General features: G+C 39.6%; 25 protein-coding genes. 6 read left to right on the top strand and 19 right to left on the bottom strand.

All coding sequences use genetic code 11. The features are described 5' to 3' along the window. Nucleotides 1–22 precede the first annotated feature (22 nt). The 12 genes from rplS to ispH all read right to left on the bottom strand — a co-directional run bounded on the left by rplS (nucleotide 23) and on the right by ispH (nucleotide 10,578). Nucleotides 23–394: a 50S ribosomal protein L19 gene (rplS, locus tag FTV37_RS00785; RefSeq protein ID WP_078189351.1), complete on the bottom strand. Its 372-nt coding sequence runs from the start codon at nucleotides 392–394 to the stop codon at nucleotides 23–25. 138 nt (nucleotides 395–532) lie between these two features. Continuing rightward, on the bottom strand, nucleotides 533–1,273 hold the full coding sequence (trmD, locus tag FTV37_RS00780) for a tRNA (guanosine(37)-N1)-methyltransferase TrmD (RefSeq protein ID WP_180062827.1): 741 nt from the start codon (nucleotides 1,271–1,273) through the stop codon (nucleotides 533–535). 42 nt (nucleotides 1,274–1,315) lie between these two features. Next, nucleotides 1,316–1,864: a ribosome maturation factor RimM gene (gene rimM, locus FTV37_RS00775; RefSeq protein ID WP_078189353.1), complete on the bottom strand. Its 549-nt coding sequence runs from the start codon at nucleotides 1,862–1,864 to the stop codon at nucleotides 1,316–1,318. Between the two features lie 17 nt (nucleotides 1,865–1,881). After that, a complete protein-coding gene (gene rpsP, locus FTV37_RS00770; RefSeq protein ID WP_078189354.1) occupies nucleotides 1,882–2,139 on the bottom strand; it encodes a 30S ribosomal protein S16 in 258 nt (85 codons plus the stop codon). 144 nt (nucleotides 2,140–2,283) lie between these two features. After that, a complete protein-coding gene (locus FTV37_RS00765; protein ID WP_180062884.1) occupies nucleotides 2,284–2,739 on the bottom strand; it encodes a type IV pilin protein in 456 nt (151 codons plus the stop codon). Between the two features lie 5 nt (nucleotides 2,740–2,744). After that, complete coding sequence (locus FTV37_RS00760) at nucleotides 2,745–3,200, bottom strand: type IV pilin protein (protein ID WP_180062826.1); 456 nt, start codon at nucleotides 3,198–3,200, stop codon at nucleotides 2,745–2,747. A gap of 10 nt (nucleotides 3,201–3,210) precedes the next feature. After that, nucleotides 3,211–6,711 (bottom strand): PilC/PilY family type IV pilus protein, encoded by a 3,501-nt coding sequence (locus tag FTV37_RS00755; RefSeq protein ID WP_180062825.1) that lies wholly within the window; start codon nucleotides 6,709–6,711, stop codon nucleotides 3,211–3,213. 15 nt (nucleotides 6,712–6,726) lie between these two features. Next, the gene (locus FTV37_RS00750; protein WP_180062824.1) at nucleotides 6,727–7,491 is read right to left on the bottom strand and encodes a pilus assembly protein PilX; all 765 of its coding nucleotides are present in this window, start codon (nucleotides 7,489–7,491) and stop codon (nucleotides 6,727–6,729) included. Then, nucleotides 7,488–8,513 carry a PilW family protein gene (locus tag FTV37_RS00745; RefSeq protein WP_180062823.1) on the bottom strand — a complete coding sequence of 342 codons (1,026 nt, stop codon included), beginning with the start codon at nucleotides 8,511–8,513 and terminating at the stop codon, nucleotides 7,488–7,490. The genes FTV37_RS00750 and FTV37_RS00745 overlap by 4 nt, the downstream gene beginning before the upstream one ends. Continuing rightward, nucleotides 8,514–9,023, bottom strand: a complete 510-nt coding sequence (pilV, locus tag FTV37_RS00740; protein ID WP_180062822.1) for a type IV pilus modification protein PilV — start codon at nucleotides 9,021–9,023, stop codon at nucleotides 8,514–8,516. Next, on the bottom strand, nucleotides 9,017–9,463 hold the full coding sequence (locus FTV37_RS00735; protein ID WP_180062821.1) for a Tfp pilus assembly protein FimT/FimU: 447 nt from the start codon (nucleotides 9,461–9,463) through the stop codon (nucleotides 9,017–9,019). Before FTV37_RS00735 ends, pilV begins: the two co-directional genes overlap by 7 nt. A gap of 164 nt (nucleotides 9,464–9,627) precedes the next feature. Further along, entirely contained in the window at nucleotides 9,628–10,578 is a 951-nt protein-coding gene (gene ispH / locus FTV37_RS00730) for a 4-hydroxy-3-methylbut-2-enyl diphosphate reductase (protein ID WP_180062820.1), read from the bottom strand. 133 nt (nucleotides 10,579–10,711) lie between these two features. On the opposite strand from ispH, the gene gmk reads away from it, so the two are divergent. The 6 genes from gmk (at nucleotide 10,712) to bfr (ending at nucleotide 15,586) form a co-directional block, all read left to right on the top strand. After that, nucleotides 10,712–11,335, top strand: a complete 624-nt coding sequence (gene gmk, locus FTV37_RS00725; RefSeq protein WP_078192517.1) for a guanylate kinase — start codon at nucleotides 10,712–10,714, stop codon at nucleotides 11,333–11,335. Nucleotides 11,336–11,411: 76 nt separating this feature from the next. Next, the gene (gene rpoZ / locus FTV37_RS00720) at nucleotides 11,412–11,693 is read left to right on the top strand and encodes a DNA-directed RNA polymerase subunit omega (RefSeq protein WP_067762989.1); all 282 of its coding nucleotides are present in this window, start codon (nucleotides 11,412–11,414) and stop codon (nucleotides 11,691–11,693) included. A gap of 218 nt (nucleotides 11,694–11,911) precedes the next feature. Then, complete coding sequence (locus tag FTV37_RS00715; RefSeq protein ID WP_180062819.1) at nucleotides 11,912–14,017, top strand: bifunctional (p)ppGpp synthetase/guanosine-3',5'-bis(diphosphate) 3'-pyrophosphohydrolase; 2,106 nt, start codon at nucleotides 11,912–11,914, stop codon at nucleotides 14,015–14,017. A gap of 52 nt (nucleotides 14,018–14,069) precedes the next feature. Continuing rightward, on the top strand, nucleotides 14,070–14,453 hold the full coding sequence (locus FTV37_RS00710; RefSeq protein WP_078189365.1) for a RidA family protein: 384 nt from the start codon (nucleotides 14,070–14,072) through the stop codon (nucleotides 14,451–14,453). Between the two features lie 217 nt (nucleotides 14,454–14,670). Further along, a complete protein-coding gene (locus FTV37_RS00705; protein ID WP_078192519.1) occupies nucleotides 14,671–14,865 on the top strand; it encodes a bacterioferritin-associated ferredoxin in 195 nt (64 codons plus the stop codon). A 256-nt stretch (nucleotides 14,866–15,121) separates the two neighbouring features. Next, entirely contained in the window at nucleotides 15,122–15,586 is a 465-nt protein-coding gene (bfr, locus tag FTV37_RS00700) for a bacterioferritin (protein WP_180062818.1), read from the top strand. Nucleotides 15,587–15,634: 48 nt separating this feature from the next. On the opposite strand, the gene tfpZ is transcribed toward bfr, so the two are convergent. The 7 genes from tfpZ to FTV37_RS00670 all read right to left on the bottom strand — a co-directional run bounded on the left by tfpZ (nucleotide 15,635) and on the right by FTV37_RS00670 (nucleotide 19,834). Beyond that, on the bottom strand, nucleotides 15,635–16,372 hold the full coding sequence (gene tfpZ, locus FTV37_RS00695; protein WP_373683545.1) for a TfpX/TfpZ family type IV pilin accessory protein: 738 nt from the start codon (nucleotides 16,370–16,372) through the stop codon (nucleotides 15,635–15,637). A 44-nt stretch (nucleotides 16,373–16,416) separates the two neighbouring features. Next, nucleotides 16,417–16,551, bottom strand: coding sequence for a hypothetical protein (locus tag FTV37_RS18125; protein ID WP_373683551.1), 135 nt, complete (start codon nucleotides 16,549–16,551; stop codon nucleotides 16,417–16,419). A 34-nt stretch (nucleotides 16,552–16,585) separates the two neighbouring features. Continuing rightward, nucleotides 16,586–16,837 carry a prepilin-type N-terminal cleavage/methylation domain-containing protein gene (locus FTV37_RS00690; RefSeq protein ID WP_180062816.1) on the bottom strand — a complete coding sequence of 84 codons (252 nt, stop codon included), beginning with the start codon at nucleotides 16,835–16,837 and terminating at the stop codon, nucleotides 16,586–16,588. Between the two features lie 68 nt (nucleotides 16,838–16,905). Beyond that, nucleotides 16,906–17,388, bottom strand: a complete 483-nt coding sequence (locus FTV37_RS00685) for a pilin (RefSeq protein WP_180062815.1) — start codon at nucleotides 17,386–17,388, stop codon at nucleotides 16,906–16,908. A gap of 204 nt (nucleotides 17,389–17,592) precedes the next feature. After that, complete coding sequence (locus FTV37_RS00680) at nucleotides 17,593–18,153, bottom strand: TPM domain-containing protein (RefSeq protein WP_180062814.1); 561 nt, start codon at nucleotides 18,151–18,153, stop codon at nucleotides 17,593–17,595. Further along, nucleotides 18,147–19,214 carry a TPM domain-containing protein gene (locus tag FTV37_RS00675; RefSeq protein ID WP_180062813.1) on the bottom strand — a complete coding sequence of 356 codons (1,068 nt, stop codon included), beginning with the start codon at nucleotides 19,212–19,214 and terminating at the stop codon, nucleotides 18,147–18,149. Before FTV37_RS00675 ends, FTV37_RS00680 begins: the two co-directional genes overlap by 7 nt. 29 nt (nucleotides 19,215–19,243) lie before the next feature. Beyond that, nucleotides 19,244–19,834 (bottom strand): LemA family protein, encoded by a 591-nt coding sequence (locus FTV37_RS00670; RefSeq protein ID WP_078189372.1) that lies wholly within the window; start codon nucleotides 19,832–19,834, stop codon nucleotides 19,244–19,246. Nucleotides 19,835–19,956: the final 122 nt, after the last annotated feature.

Below are 19,956 nucleotides of genomic sequence, written 5' to 3'. Positions count from 1 at the left end.
TTTTACAGCGTTGTAAAACAAATTATTTTGCTTTACGAGCTGGTAATTTTTCACGAATACGTGCAGCTTTACCAGACAATTCACGTAGGTAGTAAAGTTTAGCACGACGAACGTCACCTCGACGTTTCACTTCGATACCAGCAACGATTGGTGAGTGAGTTTGGAATACACGCTCAACACCGAAACCGCTAGAAATTTTACGTACTGTGAACGCAGAGTTCAAACCACGATTTTTCTTAGCAATTACAACACCTTCAAATGCCTGAAGACGTTCACGCTCACCTTCTTTTACTTTAACTTGAACAACTACTGTGTCACCAGGAGCAAAAGCAGGGATGTCTTGTTTCAACTGTGCATTTTCAACAGCTTGTACTAAAGGATGTTTACCGCTCATGGGGTATCTCCGATTATGCGAGTTAGAAGAGGTCTAATCATCGCTGGGGCTAGAGGCTAAAGCGCATAGACCCGATTGACTTTCCCTTTATGCTTGACCGCTTCAATGCATAAAGAGCCTAATATAAGATTTAAAAAATTAAACCTTGGAATCTTTTAGCCATTTCTTTTGCTGCTTGGTCAATTCAACTTTTTCAACCAACTCAGGTCGGCGTTCTAAAGTGCGTTGATATCGCTGCAAAAACCGCCATTTCTCAATATTGGCATGATGTCCCGATTTTAATATTTCAGGAACATCTAAACCTTCAAAATGGTCTGGCTTGGTATATTGTGGGCAATCTAAAAGACCATCCACAAATGAGTCTTGCACATGTGATTGCTCATCAGACATTACACCCGGAAGTCTCCGAATCACACTATCTAATAGAACCATCGCAGGGAGTTCACCACCAGATAAAACGTAATCGCCTATTGACCATTCCTGATCAACATATTGTTGGATCAAACGCTCATCTACACCTTCATAACGACCACACAATACAATCAATCCATCATATTTGACGAAATCTTGTACCGCAGGTTCATTTAAAGTCTTTCCTTGCGGCGACATATACACCACAGGGACATGAACAGCACCCGCTTGCTTGGCAAGCTCTTTGGCACGATGAATTGCTTTCGCTAATGGCTCAGCCATCATCACCATACCTGGACCACCACCAAATGGACGTTCATCCACTCTTTTGTAGTTGCCCTCAGCAAATTCGCGTGGATTGATACAATGAACTTGCACAATGTCACGTTTTGCTGCGCGCCCGCTAATACCGTAGGCTGTAATCGCTTCAAACATTTCAGGAAAAAGCGTAATGACTGCAAAAAACATCGCAGACTCCTCTATTTTCCTGCTGCGTCAATCCTTAAAGGATTAATAATCTACGCCCCAATTTACGTAGATACGACCAGCTTCGAGATCAACACGCTGTACCACATCTTTATGCCATGGAATCATTCGCTCTTCGCTATCGACGCTGTCAGCAGTAGCGCGAACTACCATCACGTCGTTAGCACCTGTTTCAAACAATTCGTGGATTTGACCGAGGTTGACTTCTTGTTCATCTTCTCCAAGACCTAACACTGTTAAGCCCTTCAAATCTGACCAGTAGTACTCGTCCACGCCTGCTTGAGGCAGTTGCGATTTAGAGATCCAGATATTTGCGCCAACCAAGTTATCTGCCGCGGTACGATCACTCACACCTTTTAGCGAAACAACCAAGCCTTTGCCATGTGGTTTCCAACGTTTTACATCTACTGTTTGCCAACCTGCTTTGGTCTCAATGTACCAAGGGAGGTAGTCAAAAATATTGCTCATAGGTTCTGTATTGGAATAGACCCAGAGCCACCCATTTAATCCATATGCTGAACGTAGCTGTCCAATCTGAATACGATCTTCGGGAACATTCTGTGTTGGTGTCATGGGTAACCTACTACTAATTAAGCAGTAGCTGCAGCTTTCTTAGCTTCAGCAGCTAAAGAAGCAACACGTTCTGAAGGTTGAGCACCTTGTGAAACCCAGTGAGCAAAACGGTCAGCATCTAAACGAAGTTTTTCAGCTTTACCTTGAGCTGTAGGGTTGAAGAAACCGATACGTTCGATGAAACGACCGTCACGTGCATTACGGCTATCAGTCACAATGATTTGATAGAACGGACGTTTTTTAGCACCACCGCGTGCAAGACGAATAACAACCATGATAGAACCTTATAGTTTTTACGGATTATCCCTGTACCGACCATCGATACATTTCAAACCCCTTTCATAGAGGGCAATATTTTACGTGAAATTTGCCCTGAATGAAAGATCAAAAAGTGTTTATCCACAATTTTGAATTTGAGGTTATTGGTTATACCATGTTGAAGTATCAGAAAGATCAGCAATAGTACACGTTCGGCCTTTGGACCAAAATTTTTGACTTCGGTGATTTAAGCAAATAGAGCCATCATTTTGTTGAGATGCTGCTGCGACCGGCGTTGCAATCAATGTCCAAGTTGTAGGTGTAACATTGGTTAATTGAATGGTATACAAAGCCGAACCTTGACTTGGAATATTTCCAGAATGCTGTAAATCATTTAACGTCATCGGTACTTCAACATTATTTATCAATGGGGCGTAAGAAAAATTCGCAATTTTAAAGCGCTGAATTCGGTTTGCTAGATCAAGCATTTCAGACTGTGCTTCAGCTCTTTTTGTTTTTCTCACGTACTCTTGATAGGAAGGAAAAGCAATAGCAGCAAGTATACCTAAAATTGCAACCACAATCATAAGCTCAATAAGCGTGAAGCCTTTTATCATACGATTCACCATTCTTCACGCCCCGTATTTTCTGTGCCACATGAAATAGATGCTGAATCAATAAGATTAGCTGTTTTATTTTTACACCGTACACCAGTACTTGACATTAAAAAATTGTAATTCTTTGGATCTGTAGCCAACGCTGTAATTAACCACGTCTGACCACCAACACTTGGTACTACTGTAAAATTATATTTTATAGCAGCCCCCGTTGCACCTCTAGGCTGCACATTCATACCAGTTGGTATTACAAAACCTTGATAATTGAAATTTCTAGATTTATGCCGATCTAATGCCATTGCGATTTGTTGTATTTGATCTTGAGCTTGCGTTGCCTGAGACCGACGAATGTACTCTTGATAAGATGGAATTGCGATTGCGGCAAAAATTGCCACAATCACCACCACCACCATCAACTCGATTAACGTGAAGCCTGCTTGAAAAAAGTTTTTTCTTTTCATATCTCACCCACTATGATGCTTTACGCGCGAGCTTTTCATACCAACGCTGTGGGATAAGGCACACTTCTGTCGCTTCACCATTACCAAAACCACCAGTCACGGTTAAGGCAATTCGACCACTTGTATTAATACAATAATTAGTGGCACTTGTTTTACCAGTCGCGTTTGGTGGGCAGGATTCGCCTTGGCATTCTACAGGCGGACAATTTTCACCAACACATTCTTCACCACCAGTACCCCCACCATCTGTACCACCAACGGTTACTGTATGAATACCCACACCAATAACACTACGCGAAGGTTCTAATTGAGAAGCACACTGGCCAAAAGGCATACAGAATGCTGTCAACATACTTTCACCTTTTACACCAGCACCACAATCACCAGAAATACCAGGTTTACTCGCATCAAATGTTGATACATAAAGCTTATAGTTCATTGCTAATGGAGTACCAAAAACTTTTTCACTTTGTTTTTTATAGTTACTACAATTTGTCAGCTTACCATCCACACCAACCGTACAATTCTGGAATTTGTAGAACCACCCTCCAGTTCCTGTATAAGGGGCAACTAAGTTGATATTAGCAAAACGATTTGCATCTGTAATTTCACCTAGATTTGATTTTTGAAGATTTACTGTATTTAAACCCGTTGTTCTATTGAATAAGTCACGACGTGCCACATCTTTATCATAAATGTTATAAATTGCATCGTAATCATAACCTGCTTCAGTAGAAGAAAAATCCTTCATTGGTGTACTACGATTACCGCTTCCCTGTGAAATTACAGCAAAGGTCGTACCATTTTGATTATATAAAGAGAATCCTGGCATATCATAAAATCTAGGACTTTTAGCACCAGCATTTAAACTTAAAAGCTTAACAGGTGTTTTTGGAACAGCACCTTTTATCTTTTGCTTATTATCAAAATCCACTCTAAATAATTGACCACCCAAATCTCCAAAATATAAATGATCGATTAAATCATCACCATCACGATCTACAGTACGTATCTCACTTACCACACTATATTTCAAATCAGAATGCTTCGTTGCTATGACACCTGTGTTGGTATCTGCTGCGGATGTAGTAGCAACATTATCACTTGCCCACCAAAGTAGATCACCGTTATCTGCGTCAAACATATAAACGCCAGCACCTTTTGATTTCGTAGGATTATATGTGTCATTTTCATATCCAGCATATAAACCTTTCACCCCACCTGTACGCGCATCTCCATCATCACCACCAGCATCATACCCACCACCAACTAACATGACTCGTTTACGTTCACCGCCCCAGTTTATCCAACCAATCGATGGTTTAGACCAACTTTGCCCCATATATTGAAGCTGGCTAAACGTTGTAGATTTTGTTCCGCTATATACTTTTTGAGTTGCAGGATCAATATGAAATTTAAGTTCAGGACTATTAATATTACTTAAGTCTAATGCGTAATAACTGCGCCCCCCCATTCGCAAACCACCATATGCCATTTGCATACCTTTCTGGCTGGTAGTACGACCATTTCCTACAACCAAACTTCCAAAACTATCTACCACATATTGTGTATAAAGGCTCCATGCTCCATCAATACCATAGTAAAGTTTTTGCATTCCACCATTGGTAACACTGGATAAACGGAAAGCATCTTTTTGATTCTCAACCATTTCATTTGGCACAAAAGCAAACTTTTCTACACCTGTGTCTGCATCAACCACATGTAGTAAGCCTTGCGTGGTCCCAAATAATACGTAGTCCTCACGACCGGTTGACTCCATAACTTTTTTAGTCTTGTTATATTCCAACTTACCTTTATTCGTTACCAGAACTGGATAAGAATGCATCACTGCACCCATTTGGCGTAAAGGTTGCTGTGTAATTAAATTATCCACTGTCGTTGGTGGATTTGCTACATCTAAGTTATATCCTAGTAATGTAAGCAAGTAGCCACGATTTGGATCATTTTTATATGTTGCATCTGTAACATCAGTTAGCTTAACTTGACGCAATGAACTAGTACCACCAAAGGTACTACCAACAAATTTACGATTTGTTAATAGCTTTCTTTCTGTATTTTTTTGGACATCTGCTCCAAGCAACATTTGTGACCATGCACCACCACGTGCAGCAAACTTCTTACTGCCCACTGTATTTTCATCACTATTTTCTACAGCCGTATTAACGCTTTTTGCCCAATAATCATAAACTGCAGAGGTAATATTTCCGTTAGCATCATAAGTAGGTTCTTTAATACGGCCATCGGTTTCAAATACAGTTGCCGAATTCTTGCCTTTTAGAATGCCATTATCGCCAACTAAATATTTTTTCAAATTACCCAGCCATAATTGGTAATTTGTATTTGGTGTTGGCTGGAAAGTTTGATAATAAGCATTATTTTGTAATTCAGCTGGATTCAATGCATCTCGTGGGATGGTCGGAGAACCTGTTGTTACAGAAGGAATATCTTTAGATAAACTACTGATAAAGTCATTCACACTTTCTACAATATCAGCAGACTCATTACCTGAATACCACCCTCCTTCCCCCATAATCCCCCAATATGCTGCTTCTTGTACATTCGTTAAATTTGTCTTTTTAGTTCCATTAGTATTTACGAATGGGGCTAAATTTTCAGCTTGTGATTTATTAACATCATATTTTGGAATATTATTAAAACTATTACCAAAACCCACCACAGCTGTCTTAAATTTTAGCTGTTTTGCATTTTTAGTTGGATCCAATAAAGCTGAATTCAATTTACCTATACAATCCCAGCCTGGAGATGTTCCCGTACAAGAGGGAAAAGTTGTTTTCCCAATTGCAGCTCTAGACAAATCTGCAGTTGTACCCTTATTAGGTTCACCATCTGTTAAGACATAGATACCCTGTCCACTACATTTTTTTACTTCATCTGTTTGAGTCAATGAATACGGTGATAGATACTTATTACCATCCTTTGTCAAACTATCCGATTCACTCCAACCTCCATTATTAATATCTTTAGTGGATGTCCCCATTAAATATGAAATGGTCGTCGCATATGATCGCCCTGTAGGTGTATTTGAATTAGCGGACAATCCATTTATCTTCTGCCACAAAATTTGTCGTTGCGTTTTCCCCCCTACAACAGCATCTAACCTTCTTGCAGGGACTAAAACCGCACCTGACTCTGTATTGCTAGGTGATCCTAAAGTTGATAAACCAATAATTTTATCATCACCCAATTTATCAATTGTTGCAGTACCATTTAAAAGGTTATCCATGGCCGTTTTTAATCGAGCTATTCGGGTTATTCCTGTACCATCATAAGAACCACTCCCAGTCATACTCCCTGATACATCTAGCATAAACATCAATGTAATATCACCAGACTTTGCATCTTGATAAATATCAATGTCACTTGCCTGCACCACACTAGATGTAATTAATAATGTAGACATTGCCGCTATACTTGCTGTTAATACTTTATAACGACATGAACTAAGAAAATTTTTGTTGGGATTTTTCATTTCATTACTCCAAATCTATACAAAGTCTTGAACAATCACATATTCAGTCACATGTGATGTATATGGAACATTTAAATCAGCAAGACACTCTGTCACTGTTTTACGTGAAATTGCATTTAGTGCCACTGAAGTATCTTCAGGTACAGTTGCTTCACTCATATGATTTCTAAAACAATTATTAATATCTGCTGTTGATGCATTAGTCAGTGTTGGCATAACCGAGATCGCAAACACTTTGACAGGTTTAGTACTATCAAATTTAACTGTTTTATCATCCGTACCAAATTGCGCACCGAAAAATGGATCATTTTCAGAAATACTTGTAAATTTTACAGCTACTTGCGTCATAACCACTTTACGACCACTGGTAAAAAAGTTAGTCGTACTTTCATCAGCATTACAGTATCCATCTACACCAAATTCATTATTTGTTGGGGCTGCTTCACCAGGCTTCCAATAAATTAAACTGGCACGATTAATATCAAAAAAACTTGGCTCTGCTCCGCGATAGCAAAAGACCATTTCCTTTTCCTTATCTGTAGCACCACTGATATATCCAAACATACCACTCGAGCTTAATGCTTGAATGATATTGTCTTCACGCTCAACATTAAAAAAAGCTGAGTCCGAGTTTTGAAGCAAAAGCTGTTGAGCTTGACTGTTTGTTGCAATATTTAAGCTCACTAAACTTTGGCGAACAGCCAAAGTTCCCAGGACAATAATTGCAAGTAAAAGAAATAAGACAACAATTAAAGTTGCACCACGCTGTTTATTTATCATTGTCCTCTCTCCCCGAAAGTGTTACGCAACGATACTGTCTGCGTGACAACTTGTCTTGCATATTTAGGAGCACCAGCTGCAGGTGTCGTTACGGTTACATCTTGATCTAAAACACGAAAGACTTGATCATCTTTAAAATCAGCACCACCACCCACTGTCTGATTTGAGCGCACCAATACCCCTAGTTGTACAGCTAAAATTCTAGGACGTGGATTCATAGCCATGTATGTTGCTGCATCGACATAACGATGATTGTTACCTGACTGAATCGAATATAAAACTCTAAATTGATCTGCTCTTTTTATAATAATTTCACCTGCTCCACCCAAACCTTCAATTTCAGTTGGTGAGCCCTCTAAGGGATAGTGGCCCGCATCACATGCCAATGCCAAAGGTGAATTAGGTTCACTTGTACTATTATTCGTATCTGCTCTTAAAAAATAACGCTGCACTACAACATGTCGACCTTCCGTACGAGTAAATTCAAGTTCATTCCCCTCACAATCGGATCCACCATACCAAACATCATCTGTTTCAGTTGCCGTATCTTTGTGATCTAAAACATATTGAGGCACAAATTGAATTGTAAGCTGATCACTAGCTCCCCCTTGTACGTTAGAAACCCCTGTCCACTGTGGAGCCGTTCCAACTGAAAGACCACGGCTTCTGCTTAAAAGCGTTTGATTTACAGAATTGCCGTCTAAACTTATCGGTAAATTTGCTTGTTTTACACCACTTACCTCAACAGAATTTGAAGATGAACGAAAAACCACTCCACCATAAGTTGTCAAATCGTTGATGCTAGATTGAACCGTATTTAAGTTCCCTAACCGAATATCTTTCACAATATAATTCAGCCCAAAATTAGCATCATCCTGTAAACTAGCCTGTCCTTGCTGTAATGCTTGGCTACGCGAACTTGTTAGAAATAGCATTGTGGCTGCTGCCACGATTACTAAACCTAGAGCTAATGCAATCATCAATTCAATTAAGGTAAAGCCTGCTTGTTTAATTGGGTTCATTTAGTAAACCTCCATAATCAAACATGTTGATTCCTGTTCATAGCTAGCCCCTGTTGTACAGTTCCCCGCTTCAGCACCATCAGTAGCAGAAGTATCTCCCCACGCAACATAAATACATCTACGGCTATCCGTATTTCCTTGGCATGGTAAGTAATTTACAGACATTCCAATAACTCTTGCTTTTGTTGCAATCTGAGCAACATCAAAATCAGCCAAATCAGTACTAGAACAATTCGCATTAAAGCAATTTGTTGGGAAAACTCGCTGAGTATTTGCTGTATTCAGCTGAAAAGCATAAACCTCTTCAGCACCACGATTTACTCGCATTCTTTCAGCCAAATCACGTGCTAAATTGATTGCTTGTATTCGCGAACCACTTTCAGCCGTCGCCTCAATAGCACGGTATTGCAAAGCAATAAAACCCATCACCCCTATTGCAAGGATCAAAAGGGCTACCAAAACCTCAATCAAACCAACACCTTGTTGATTATTATTTTTAATCATTAGCATGTACCCTCAACAACTTGTTGAATCGTCCCCATTTTTGAAACACTAATTGTTTGAGACTTACCACCAGCTACAGAACACAAAATAAAGCTAGTATCTGTTGTTGCACCAACCACTCCACCACTTAGTCCATATGTAATACTTGTTTCACTTGCGGACGTTAAATGTGTTTTACCATGAGGCATCCAATTCACTACTGTGGCAGTATCTATAGGCAATGCATCTGTTTCTTCTAAATTTAAATTGACATCTATACTTCTACGTTCCAAGACTGCCTTTGCCCGCGTTTGATTTAACACTCCAATAAGTTCATTTGTGCTTTTCTTTAAATTTTGGCGAACAATCATATCTCCAAACGAAGGCGCAGCCAAAGTCGCGATAATCGCTATTACAGCAATCGTCACCATCAACTCAATTAACGTAAATCCTTTATTTTTCTGCATACTCCCCCCAAGGCGCGCCAAACTTTACCCTATTAAAAATAATATCTAATTAAATTACAAAACAAACACAAATCAGGATAAAAGGCATAAAAAAACAGATAATTGCCAAAAAGCAATTATCTGTCAATTCTTAAAAAAATTCAGAATGTTAAGTCATTAACACTTTATGCCTGTGTTACAGGAATACGTAACTCTTTTGGCAAACTAAATGTAATATTTTCTTCACGACCATCCAATTCTTGCGGAGATTTAGCCCCCCAATCTTGTAGTCGCTGAATTACCTGTTTAATTAAAATTTCAGGTGCAGATGCTCCTGCAGTTACACCAATTTTAGTCTGTTCATTAAACCAGTCTTGCTGCAACTGATCTGCATTGTCTACCAAATACGCATGCTTACCCATCCGTTCAGCCAATTCACGTAATCGATTCGAGTTCGAAGAGTTCGGCGAACCCACAACCAATACAACATCACATTGCTCAGCCAGATCACGTACGGCATCTTGGCGGTTTTGAGTGGCATAACAAATATCATCTTTACGCGGCCCCTGAATTTCAGGGAACTTCTGACGTAAGGCATCAATGACTTTTGCTGTGTCATCTATAGAAAGCGTTGTCTGAGTTACAAACGCTACTTTTTCAGGATGCACCACTTTTAGCTCTGCAACATCTTGTTCATCTTCAACCAAATAAATCAAACCACCATTTTTGGTGTCATATTGGCCCATCGTCCCTTCAACTTCTGGGTGACCTTCATGACCAATCAAAATCGCTTCCACACCTTCACGTGCATACTTGGTCACTTCTATATGCACCTTGGTCACCAAAGGGCACGTCGCATCAAAAACTTTTAGCCCACGGCGTTCAGCTTCTTGTTGTACCGCTTTAGATACACCATGCGCACTGAAAATCACGATATTGTCATCTGGCACTTCATCCAGTTCATCCACAAATATCGCACCGCGTTGACGCAAGTCGTCCACCACAAATTTATTGTGTACCACTTCGTGACGTACATAAATGGGTGGGTTAAAGCATTCCAGTGCACGGTTCACAATCGCGATGGCGCGATCAACACCTGCACAGAAACCGCGTGGATTAGCTAAAACAATTTCCATAGAATCCTCAATGCCCACTCAATTTTACGGGTATCACTTGAAATAAATGTAAACAATAGACGTCTAACTATTTTGTTTGGCGCGCGTCTGCTCTAAAATAGAGAAGATATTTTATCATATCAGGAAAAATATCATGTCGGGTCTCTTGTTTGTCGTTTCTGCTGCTTCGGGAACGGGCAAAACATCCCTCGTTAAAGCCCTGCTTGAACGTGTAAACAATTTACATGTCTCTGTTTCTCATACCACTCGTGGTCAGCGTCCTGGCGAATTAGACGGCGTACATTACCATTTTGCTAAAAAAGAAGATTTTCTATCTTTGGTAAATGAAGGCGGCTTCATTGAGTATGCAGAAGTATTTGGTAATTATTACGGTACTGCACAGCGCACAGTAAAAGAACAATTGGCCAAAGGTCATGACGTTTTACTTGAAATTGACTGGCAAGGTGCTGAACAGGTTCGTAAACTTTTTCCTGAATCTAGACAAATTTTTATTCTTCCTCCGAGTCAGTTCGATTTACGTCAACGTTTATCCAATCGTGGTACAGACTCTGTTGAAGTGATTGAACATCGTCTCAGCTGTGCCGTAGAAGATATGCAGCAATACGTTAATTTTGACTATATCATTATTAATGATGACTTTAATAAAGCACTGCATGACTTAGAGTCCGTTATTATTGCCAATCGTCTTGTTTTAAAACAACAAGCTATGCGCCATGAAAAACTGATTGAGAAATTAATCACCCCTACGGAACAGTGATTAAAACTTGAGTCTATAGACAAAGCACCTTATACTGCACAGTCTGTTAAAAATTTATATTCAAACGAGAATTCTTATGGCACGCGTAACCGTTGAAGATTGTTTAGACCATGTAGACAACCGCTTTGAGCTTGTACTAGTGGCAAGCAAACGCGCGCGTCAATTGGCACGTCAAGGTATCGAACCTACTGTTGAGTGGGACAATGACAAACCAACCGTTGTTGCTCTTCGTGAAATCGCAGCGGGTCACGTTTCTAAAGACATTTTGAAACAACGTGAACAAGACTACCAAACTTCAAGTTTAGACCTTGCACTTTCTGCAAATAACCTAAACTTAGACGGTTTTTCTTTCCAATAAGATAAACCTGACCTTAAAAGCCTAGTTTTTAACTAGGCTTTTTTTATGGATTCTCTTTAATATTTTACTCAGAACAGTTATAACATAAGCTTAAGACGTGCAAAGCAAGCAAAAAAGATTTTCATTTTTTTAAACTAAAAAATTGACAAGTCATGCGATATGCATTTCATTAAAGTATTAACCGTTTCATTTGTAAATCAGTAGTAAAAGGGTGTTCTATGCCAGGCCCAATGGTCAGCCAAGCCAAGCAACAGTTAAATGTGATTATCGACGCTTACCTTTCAGTAAGTGATGTCGAACGCGTGCTTGAAGCTTGCGACTATGCGGATATTGCCCATGATGGCATTACCCGTAAAAGTGGCGAACCCTACATCCTTCACCCAATTGCGGTGAGCTGTATTTTGGCGCATATGCGTCTTGATGCGGAAACTTTAATGGCCGCTTTACTGCATGATGTCATCGAAGATACCGAATTTACCAAACAAGATATTACTGAAAAATTTGGTCTGACGGTTGCTGAACTCGTCGACGGTGTCACCAAACTCAGCCATTCTAGTGATAAAGAATATAATAAAGCCGCATCCTTCCGTAAAATTCTGCAAGCCACCCTACAAGACCCACGTGTCATTATTATTAAACTGGCGGATCGTTATCACAATATGACCACACTAGGTGCTTTACGCCCCGATAAGCGTGCTCGTATTGCCCAAGAAACCTTTGAAATTTTTGTGCCTATGGCACGTCTTGTCGGTATGAATGAAATGGCCGACAACCTTGAACATTTGTGTTATCAAAATCTCGACTTAGATATGTATAACAATGTTCAAGAAGCTTTATTACAAACCAAACCGAAACGCTGCGAATACCAAACTAAGTGGGAAAACAACCTCACTACCCTACTTGAACAGCACCATATTTCAGGTCGAATTAAAAAGAAAAATAATAATATTGAATTACTTCGCCACTTTGTAAAAAACGATATCGATCTGCAAGAGCTCACCCATAGTCATGCCTTTGAAATTATTTTACAAAGTATCGCAGACTGTGACCGACTTGCAGACATCCTCAAAGAAAGCTTTAAAGTTCTTAATTACGCCGATCATATCCGTCGTCCACTCCCTGGTGGCAACCAATCACTGATGATGCGCTTAAAAGGTGAAAAGACCATTTTATCGCTAACCATCCAAACGGAGCTGATGCGTAAAGCGGCACGCTTTGGTGTGGTTCTCGGTGAAAATGCACCGCAAGCTTGTCGCTCAGCGATCCAAGCCTCCATGCAAAATTTAAATGTATTAGTTGATGGTGCATGTGCCAAGACCACATTTAGTGAATTACTCGATTATCTACATCAAGAGAAAATTTGGGTTTATACCCCACATGGTCATTTGCATGAACTCCCTCAGGGTGCCACAGCGGTTGATTTCGCTTATTCAGCAAGCTTATTTTTGGGCAACCATGCCGTTGGTGCGAAAATTGATGGGGAAACCAAGCCCCTTTCAACACCATTACTGAGTGGTCAAGTGATTGAAATTATCACTGATGTTCTTGCAACACCAAACCCTGACTGGCTCAGCTTTATTAATACCCAAAAAGCCCGCCGCGCATTACAAAATATCCTACGTGACCAAGACCAAGATGAACAACGTTTAGTTGGTCAGCAAGCTTTAAATCGCGCATTAAAACTCTTTAACCGTTCTGTAAGTGATTTGACATTAGGGGATTGGGAAAATGTGCTGAATTGGCGTCATTTAAATGATAAAGAACAATTATTTGAACAGATTGCCGTGGGTGATTTACTGCCTCAATTGGTTGCCAATCATTTATATGCTCAAGATACTATTCAGACTTCAAATTCTGCACGCTTGATCTTGGGCACAGATGGTGTCGACGTTAAATATGCGCACTGCTGTAACCCGGTTTTAGGTGATCCAATACAAGGGCATTTATCACGTCGTGGTTTGATTGTGCACCGTTCACGTTGTCATAATTTATTGCATGAACAGCATTTACATCCTGAAAATATCATGCCTTTACACTGGACAACAGAAGACAGTGAAGACATTAGTTTTACAGCCTATTTATGCTTAAACATGCTGTTAAATGATGAGCAAATTTCAGAACTGATCTATCTATGCCGTAAAGAGAAAGTGGGTGTAGAAACTGTCCGCTCACATGAAGAAAAAACCTATGTGAATATCGTTGTACATAACCGTAAACAAATTGCCGAAATTATCCGTAATTTAAGAATGCATTTTGGCTTCCCACGCATCAGTCGTTTGGCACAACCTGTTGCCATTGCTGAGCCTGCGAAAGTTGCCAGCTAACCTGACACCATATGTATATGTGACGTGTCTGTGATGATAATAGGAGAAATAGATGTCCCGCCAGGTAATCCATACTGAAAATGCACCCGCTGCAATTGGTACTTACTCACAAGCCATTTTAGTGGGCGACACTTTGTATTTATCAGGTCAAATTGGCTTAGATCCATATAGCATGGAGCTGGTAGAAGGCATTGAAGCTCAAATTCGCCGTGTATTCGACAACTTAAAAGCGGTATGTGAAGCTGCAGGTGGTACGCTAGCCGATATCGCCAAGCTGAATATTTTCCTCACTGACCTTTCTAACTTCCAATTGGTCAACCAAATTATGGGCGAATACTTTGCTCAACCCTACCCTGCACGTGCAGCACTCGGCGTAGCAAGTCTACCAAAAGGTGCTTTGGTTGAAATGGATGGCGTGGTGATTATTAATCAATAAGTTAGTAAACACCGCTTAAGCCCATCACTGAATATCAAATTCTAAAAGAATAGAAGTCTCATACGGAAATCTGAGCATTACTCAGATTTCCGCTTAAATGACATTTTTTATTCAAAAACTCAATCAGCATAAAAGTATTTTTAGATGATTTTTATTGACAAACGATAATAATTATCAATAATATTACTTATCCCATTTATTCACTTGGTTTGATTTCATGTACGTTTGTTTGTGCCGTGGTATTACTGATCAAGACATTAAAGATGCAATTGCCAATGGTGCAGAAAGCTATCGTGAAGTTCGCGATATGCTTGATTTAGGCACCTGTTGTGGTCGCTGTGCTCCTGAAGCACGTATGATCATCAGTGATGAAGTTGCGCAAATTGCAGCCCGTATCGCAATTGCTGCTTAAACCAAGTTTTTAAGTTTCATCAACAATCATAATTATAAAACCAATGGTCTTCGACCATTACTCCTCCCCCGCTTCTGACTCTAAGCGGGTTTTTATTTATTAAAACCTGAAAATTAGTGCCTTGTTTTGATTGTGATTTTCATTTGCTGTTCTATAAAACACTCGCTAAATTACACTTTGTTGTTTAAGATATTTCTATTCTAATATCGAATTTATATTGCTTAATTCGAGCTTTATTGCAGTTAAGGAGTCAGACATGAAAGGCAATCGTGATGTAATTAATCAGTTAAATCAGGTGCTTTATCATCATTTAACTGCAATTAACCAATATTTTCTTCATTCACGCATGTTTAACGATTGGGGCATTGAGCAACTCGGTTCTGCAGAATATAAAGAATCAATTCGTCAAATGAAGCATGCTGATAAAATTATTGAGCGAATTTTGTTTTTAGAAGGTTTACCAAATTTACAGCACCTCGGTAAACTCTATATCGGTCAGCATACCGTTGAAGTCTTAAATTGTGATGTACGTAAAGTCAAAGAGAACATTGAAGCCATTCAAACTGCAGTTAAACTAGCAGAAGAACAGTTAGATTATGTCACTCGAGATCTGGCTCAAGAAATCTTAGAAAAAGAAGAAGAATGGCTGGACTGGACCACAACCCAGTTGGACCTTGTTGAGACTGTGGGTATAGAAAATTATATTCAAAGTCAGATTTAAAATTATAAAAAAACCCGCAGATGCGGGTTTTTTATTATTCACAAATCACTACCAAGGGCGAAGGTCAACGATTTTTATCACTTCACCTGTTTGTTTATTGACTAGCACAGTCATATCTACAGCATTGGCTTTTAAAGGGACATATCCGGTCGCTTGAGGATATTTCACCAATATCTTTCGCACCTGTTCATGATCATTAAATTGTTCTAAATTATTAAGGCTTTTTGCACGTTTTTTTATTTGTGGTAAGGCTTTTGTAAAATCCACATAACGTTCTGGCTTTTGAGCAATTGATATTCCACCTAAGGCTTCAGCAAACATATCGTTTTCACGTTGTAATTTGTCTTGAGCGAATTCAACAGCTACATATTGAGGTCTTAAAAATGAAGTTTTTTGAAATTGAATTTTCGCTTGATCTAGATGCTCGGTAATAAGTTCATTTTTACGCACTAATTCAAAACGATCAACATTATAGGCGATCCATACGGGTCTACCTTGTTCAATACTATATACCCCATAACATAAAGCCGCGATTTGAATCAAAATAATGACACTTAGGTCAAATTTAAGTGTTTTTTTGCCTTCCTTGTAGACCAATAAGCCTAAAACTGGTCCTAAAATCACGTCGATGACCAACAGCATTAAAAAGATATGGGTCACACCAACTGCTGTGGCAAGTGGCGATGGATACCAAATAAAAAAGACCAATCCAATCACTAGCAAAGCCAAACTAATGGAAATGATTAGATGAGATAAAAAAAACTTTGTTCGTTTTGTTTTTGCCACTTTTGATACCTCAATTTCACTACACATCTAAAATCTGCATTATATTAATGGCAATTTAAAGGTAAGTAACGAATATTTATTATTGAGCTACTACATGACCATTCTATTTGTTTGGTTGTACTATTCAGACTTGGTGTAAAAACTAGCGTACCCGTAGCACTCGGTAAATTTGTCGTGATTGTAATGACGCCTGTGTGATCTTCTATGATTAAATTACTTAATATATTTATGTGAGTTGTTTGAAAATTGATAGCCTATATTTGAGGCAGTTACTACAGTTAAATCTTTTTCACTTATCGTTGCTTCTGTAACAGCAAGCTGGGCAATTCTTGCCGCACCAATCACTTCTAGCATTTTTTTAGTCATATGTCTATTATATTGAACCAATGCAAATAGAATAAGAATGCCAATAATTGCAACAACAATCAGAATTTCAATTAAAGCAAACTCTTTGATTTTATGCATATTATAATCTCTTATATTAATAATTAAATAAAAAAAGCAGCCGAAGCTGCTTTTTCTAATATTAAAGATTAACGGCAGTTAGAAGGAGCAAGTTTTGCTTCTAAAGTACCTGCAACAGCTGGAGCTGCTGCACCAACAGCACCACAAGCCCAGTTGATTTGAGTTGCTGGCGGAGTGTAAGCTGCTGTTGAAGCTGGTAATGCTACTGGTGCTGCTGCAGTACCAGTATATGGACGTAAAATAATTGTACCATCATCCTGAACTGGAGCAGCATAAGTGATGGTAATCTGCCCATTAGCATTATCAATCTCTACTGACTTTACATCTTTAGTAGCTGTTGGCGTTGAATAGCCTAAATCATATTGAGCTGCACTTGCAGCATTCTCAACAACTGTGGTCTTTGCACCAGCAGCCAAAGCAATACCTTCTGTTACCTTTGCACGCTTGGTATAGTCTTGATACGCAGGAATTGCCACTGCAGCCAAAATACCAATGATCGCTACAACGATCATCAATTCGATTAAGGTAAAACCTTTTTGAACTGATTTCATAACATTCTCCACAAATGTTTTTTAATTTAATTATTTAATAAAGCTATGTAGCTTGTTTTATAAATAGCACAGAGCGTGCCAAGATTTATTATAGTTAAAATAACAGAAAAAACAGCACTTTAAAAAAATATTTTTATTTTTTGTAATCATTACGTCTCTTTTTGTGTTTAAAAGTGACGATTTGTGTCACTTTATCACCGTTTTTTAGCGCAGAATTATTGGTGCATTTGCGATTTCATTAGCTCTATCTACAGACTTACCTGCATAAAAGTGATCCATCACTTCGCCAATCTCTTTTACACCTACTGTCAAAGCTATTCGGTATTTTTTATTTTGCATGCTTTGGATAATTCGCGCGCAAATAGCCTGCCACACTTGGGCATTGGTTGCCTGTCTCATCCCACGATCAATGACAATTTCAACTTGACGTTCACACAAGTTTAAATAAAGCAAAACACCACTATTAAATTCCGTATCCCACACACCCAGTTCAGCAAAAAGCTGTTCAGCACGTGCGCGGGTATTTTGGTAATAGGCTTGGTTCGAAGGGATATGCCCTTCGATCACCACCTGTATTTCACCTACATGTCCATGTTCAGCTTCTGTCACCGCTTGCGCAATGGCCTGCTGATCTTGCTTATTAAAAAAGCGGTTTGCTGCAGGCATATAAAAGAAGTGCTTCAACCAACGTTTAAAACTTGGTTGTTGTATTTCCTGTGTTTTAGGACAGGTGACAATTTCTGTTGTTTCTGTTTTCGTTACCATGAACCTGATGCTCCCCCACCGCCAAAACCACCACCGCCTCCGCTATAGCCTCCACCACCAAAGCCCCCACCTCCACTACGGCCTCCACCGCCCCCACCACCGGCAAGGAACATTTGAAAAATGGTTTGAGCAATGGCAGTGATGAGTAGAAAGAAAATTGCCCCACCCATCAACAGACTAGTGAGGAGACCTGCTCCGTTGACCAAACCAGCAACGGTACCTGCAACAGCAGCAGTTGACGCACTTAAGCGCTTACCCACAATAAAGGATGCAAAAATACCAATCACCAAAATGATGAGAACCGTTGTAAACGTTTTCTCTTTGGCTTGTTGCTCGTGTAAGGCTTGTTCCTGACGTTCTTTCAGCTCTTGGGCTGCTTGAGCTGCAACTTCAGGGTCTTGATTTAAAATTTGGGTTATTTCCGTTAAGCCAGCATCAATGCCTTGAGCATATTGGGCTTCCTTAAAATGAGGTGTAATTTGATTTCGAATTATGCGACTAACGATGATATCGGGCATGATTCCTTCTAACCCATAACCCGTTAATATTTGTATGCGACGATCATTCACAGCAATCGCCATGAATATCCCATTGTCACGTTTTGCTGAACCGAGTTGCCATTTTTCTGCAACACGCATGGCGTAATCAAAAATATCTTCTTGACCTGTGGTTGGCACAATCACGACGCCAATTTGTGCCTTGCCTTGTTCGTGTAACTGTAAAATTTTCTGGCTAATGGCTTGCTTTTCAGCAGCAGAAAGTAAGTTTGCCTCATCAACTACAGGTTCATTGAGCGTCGGCAAGCCACGAATCGACTCGCCATCTGCCATATCATTGGCGATATTCGGCTGCTGAATTTTGATTTCAGGCTGCGCTGTTGTATCTTTTTGCGTAGCTGACTGTTGATCTTTTAATATTTTACCGACAACAACTGTTTCAGCATCTACATCTGTAGCGGTGGCAGTTTCTGCATGTGTGAAACCCACCACACACAATAAGCATGCTAAAACCATGCGCTGCAACCACAACAAACCTGTATGTTTTAGCTCAAAATCCACCATCAGCCCACCTCACAATGCAGTGATGCCAATTAATTAAAATCAACTTTCGGTGCAGTTTGTGCACTTTGCTCTGCGCTAAAGTTAGGCTTTGTATCCATACCAATGACTTTAGCCGTCATCACTTGCGGGAACTGGCGTGCATAGCCATTAAAGTCTTGTACCGTAGTAATGTAGCGATTACGTGCGACAGCGATCCTGTTTTCAGTGCCTTCAAGCTGTACCTGTAAATCACGGAATTGCTCATTGGCTTTTAAGTCTGGATAATTTTCCGAGACTGCAATTAAACGAGAAAGTGCGCTGGTCATCTGCGCTTGAGCTTCTTGATATTTTTGGAACAGTGCTGGATCTTCCAAAACTTCCTTATCTACTTTTAAGCCCGCAACATTGGCACGTGCTTGAGTCACTTCGGTCAGTACTTGTTCCTCATGTTTCGCGTAACCTTTAACCACATTGACAAGGTTAGGTACCAAATCTGCACGGCGTTGATATTGGTTTTGCACCTCAGACCATGCTGCTGTAACGGCCTCGTCTTTGACTTGTAATGTGTTATAGCCACAACCACTCAGGGTCAACGTACTGACTAATGCGATTGCGAGCATGCTTTTTTTCATTGAATTCATAACCCTTAACCTCAAGTATTTATTTGTAATTGTTTAAATAAATTCATTCTAACCTTATTTTTCGAATGAATTATGTATTTTCTTTGTGATTAAACTGATCTACTCGAAAAATATTTAGCATA

The sequence above is a fragment of the Acinetobacter sp. YH16042 genome (assembly GCF_013417245.1).
Lineage (GTDB): Bacteria > Pseudomonadota > Gammaproteobacteria > Pseudomonadales > Moraxellaceae > Acinetobacter > Acinetobacter amyesii.
Note: the sequence above shows the minus strand (reverse complement) of the source record. Positions and strands in the feature narration are given on the sequence as shown.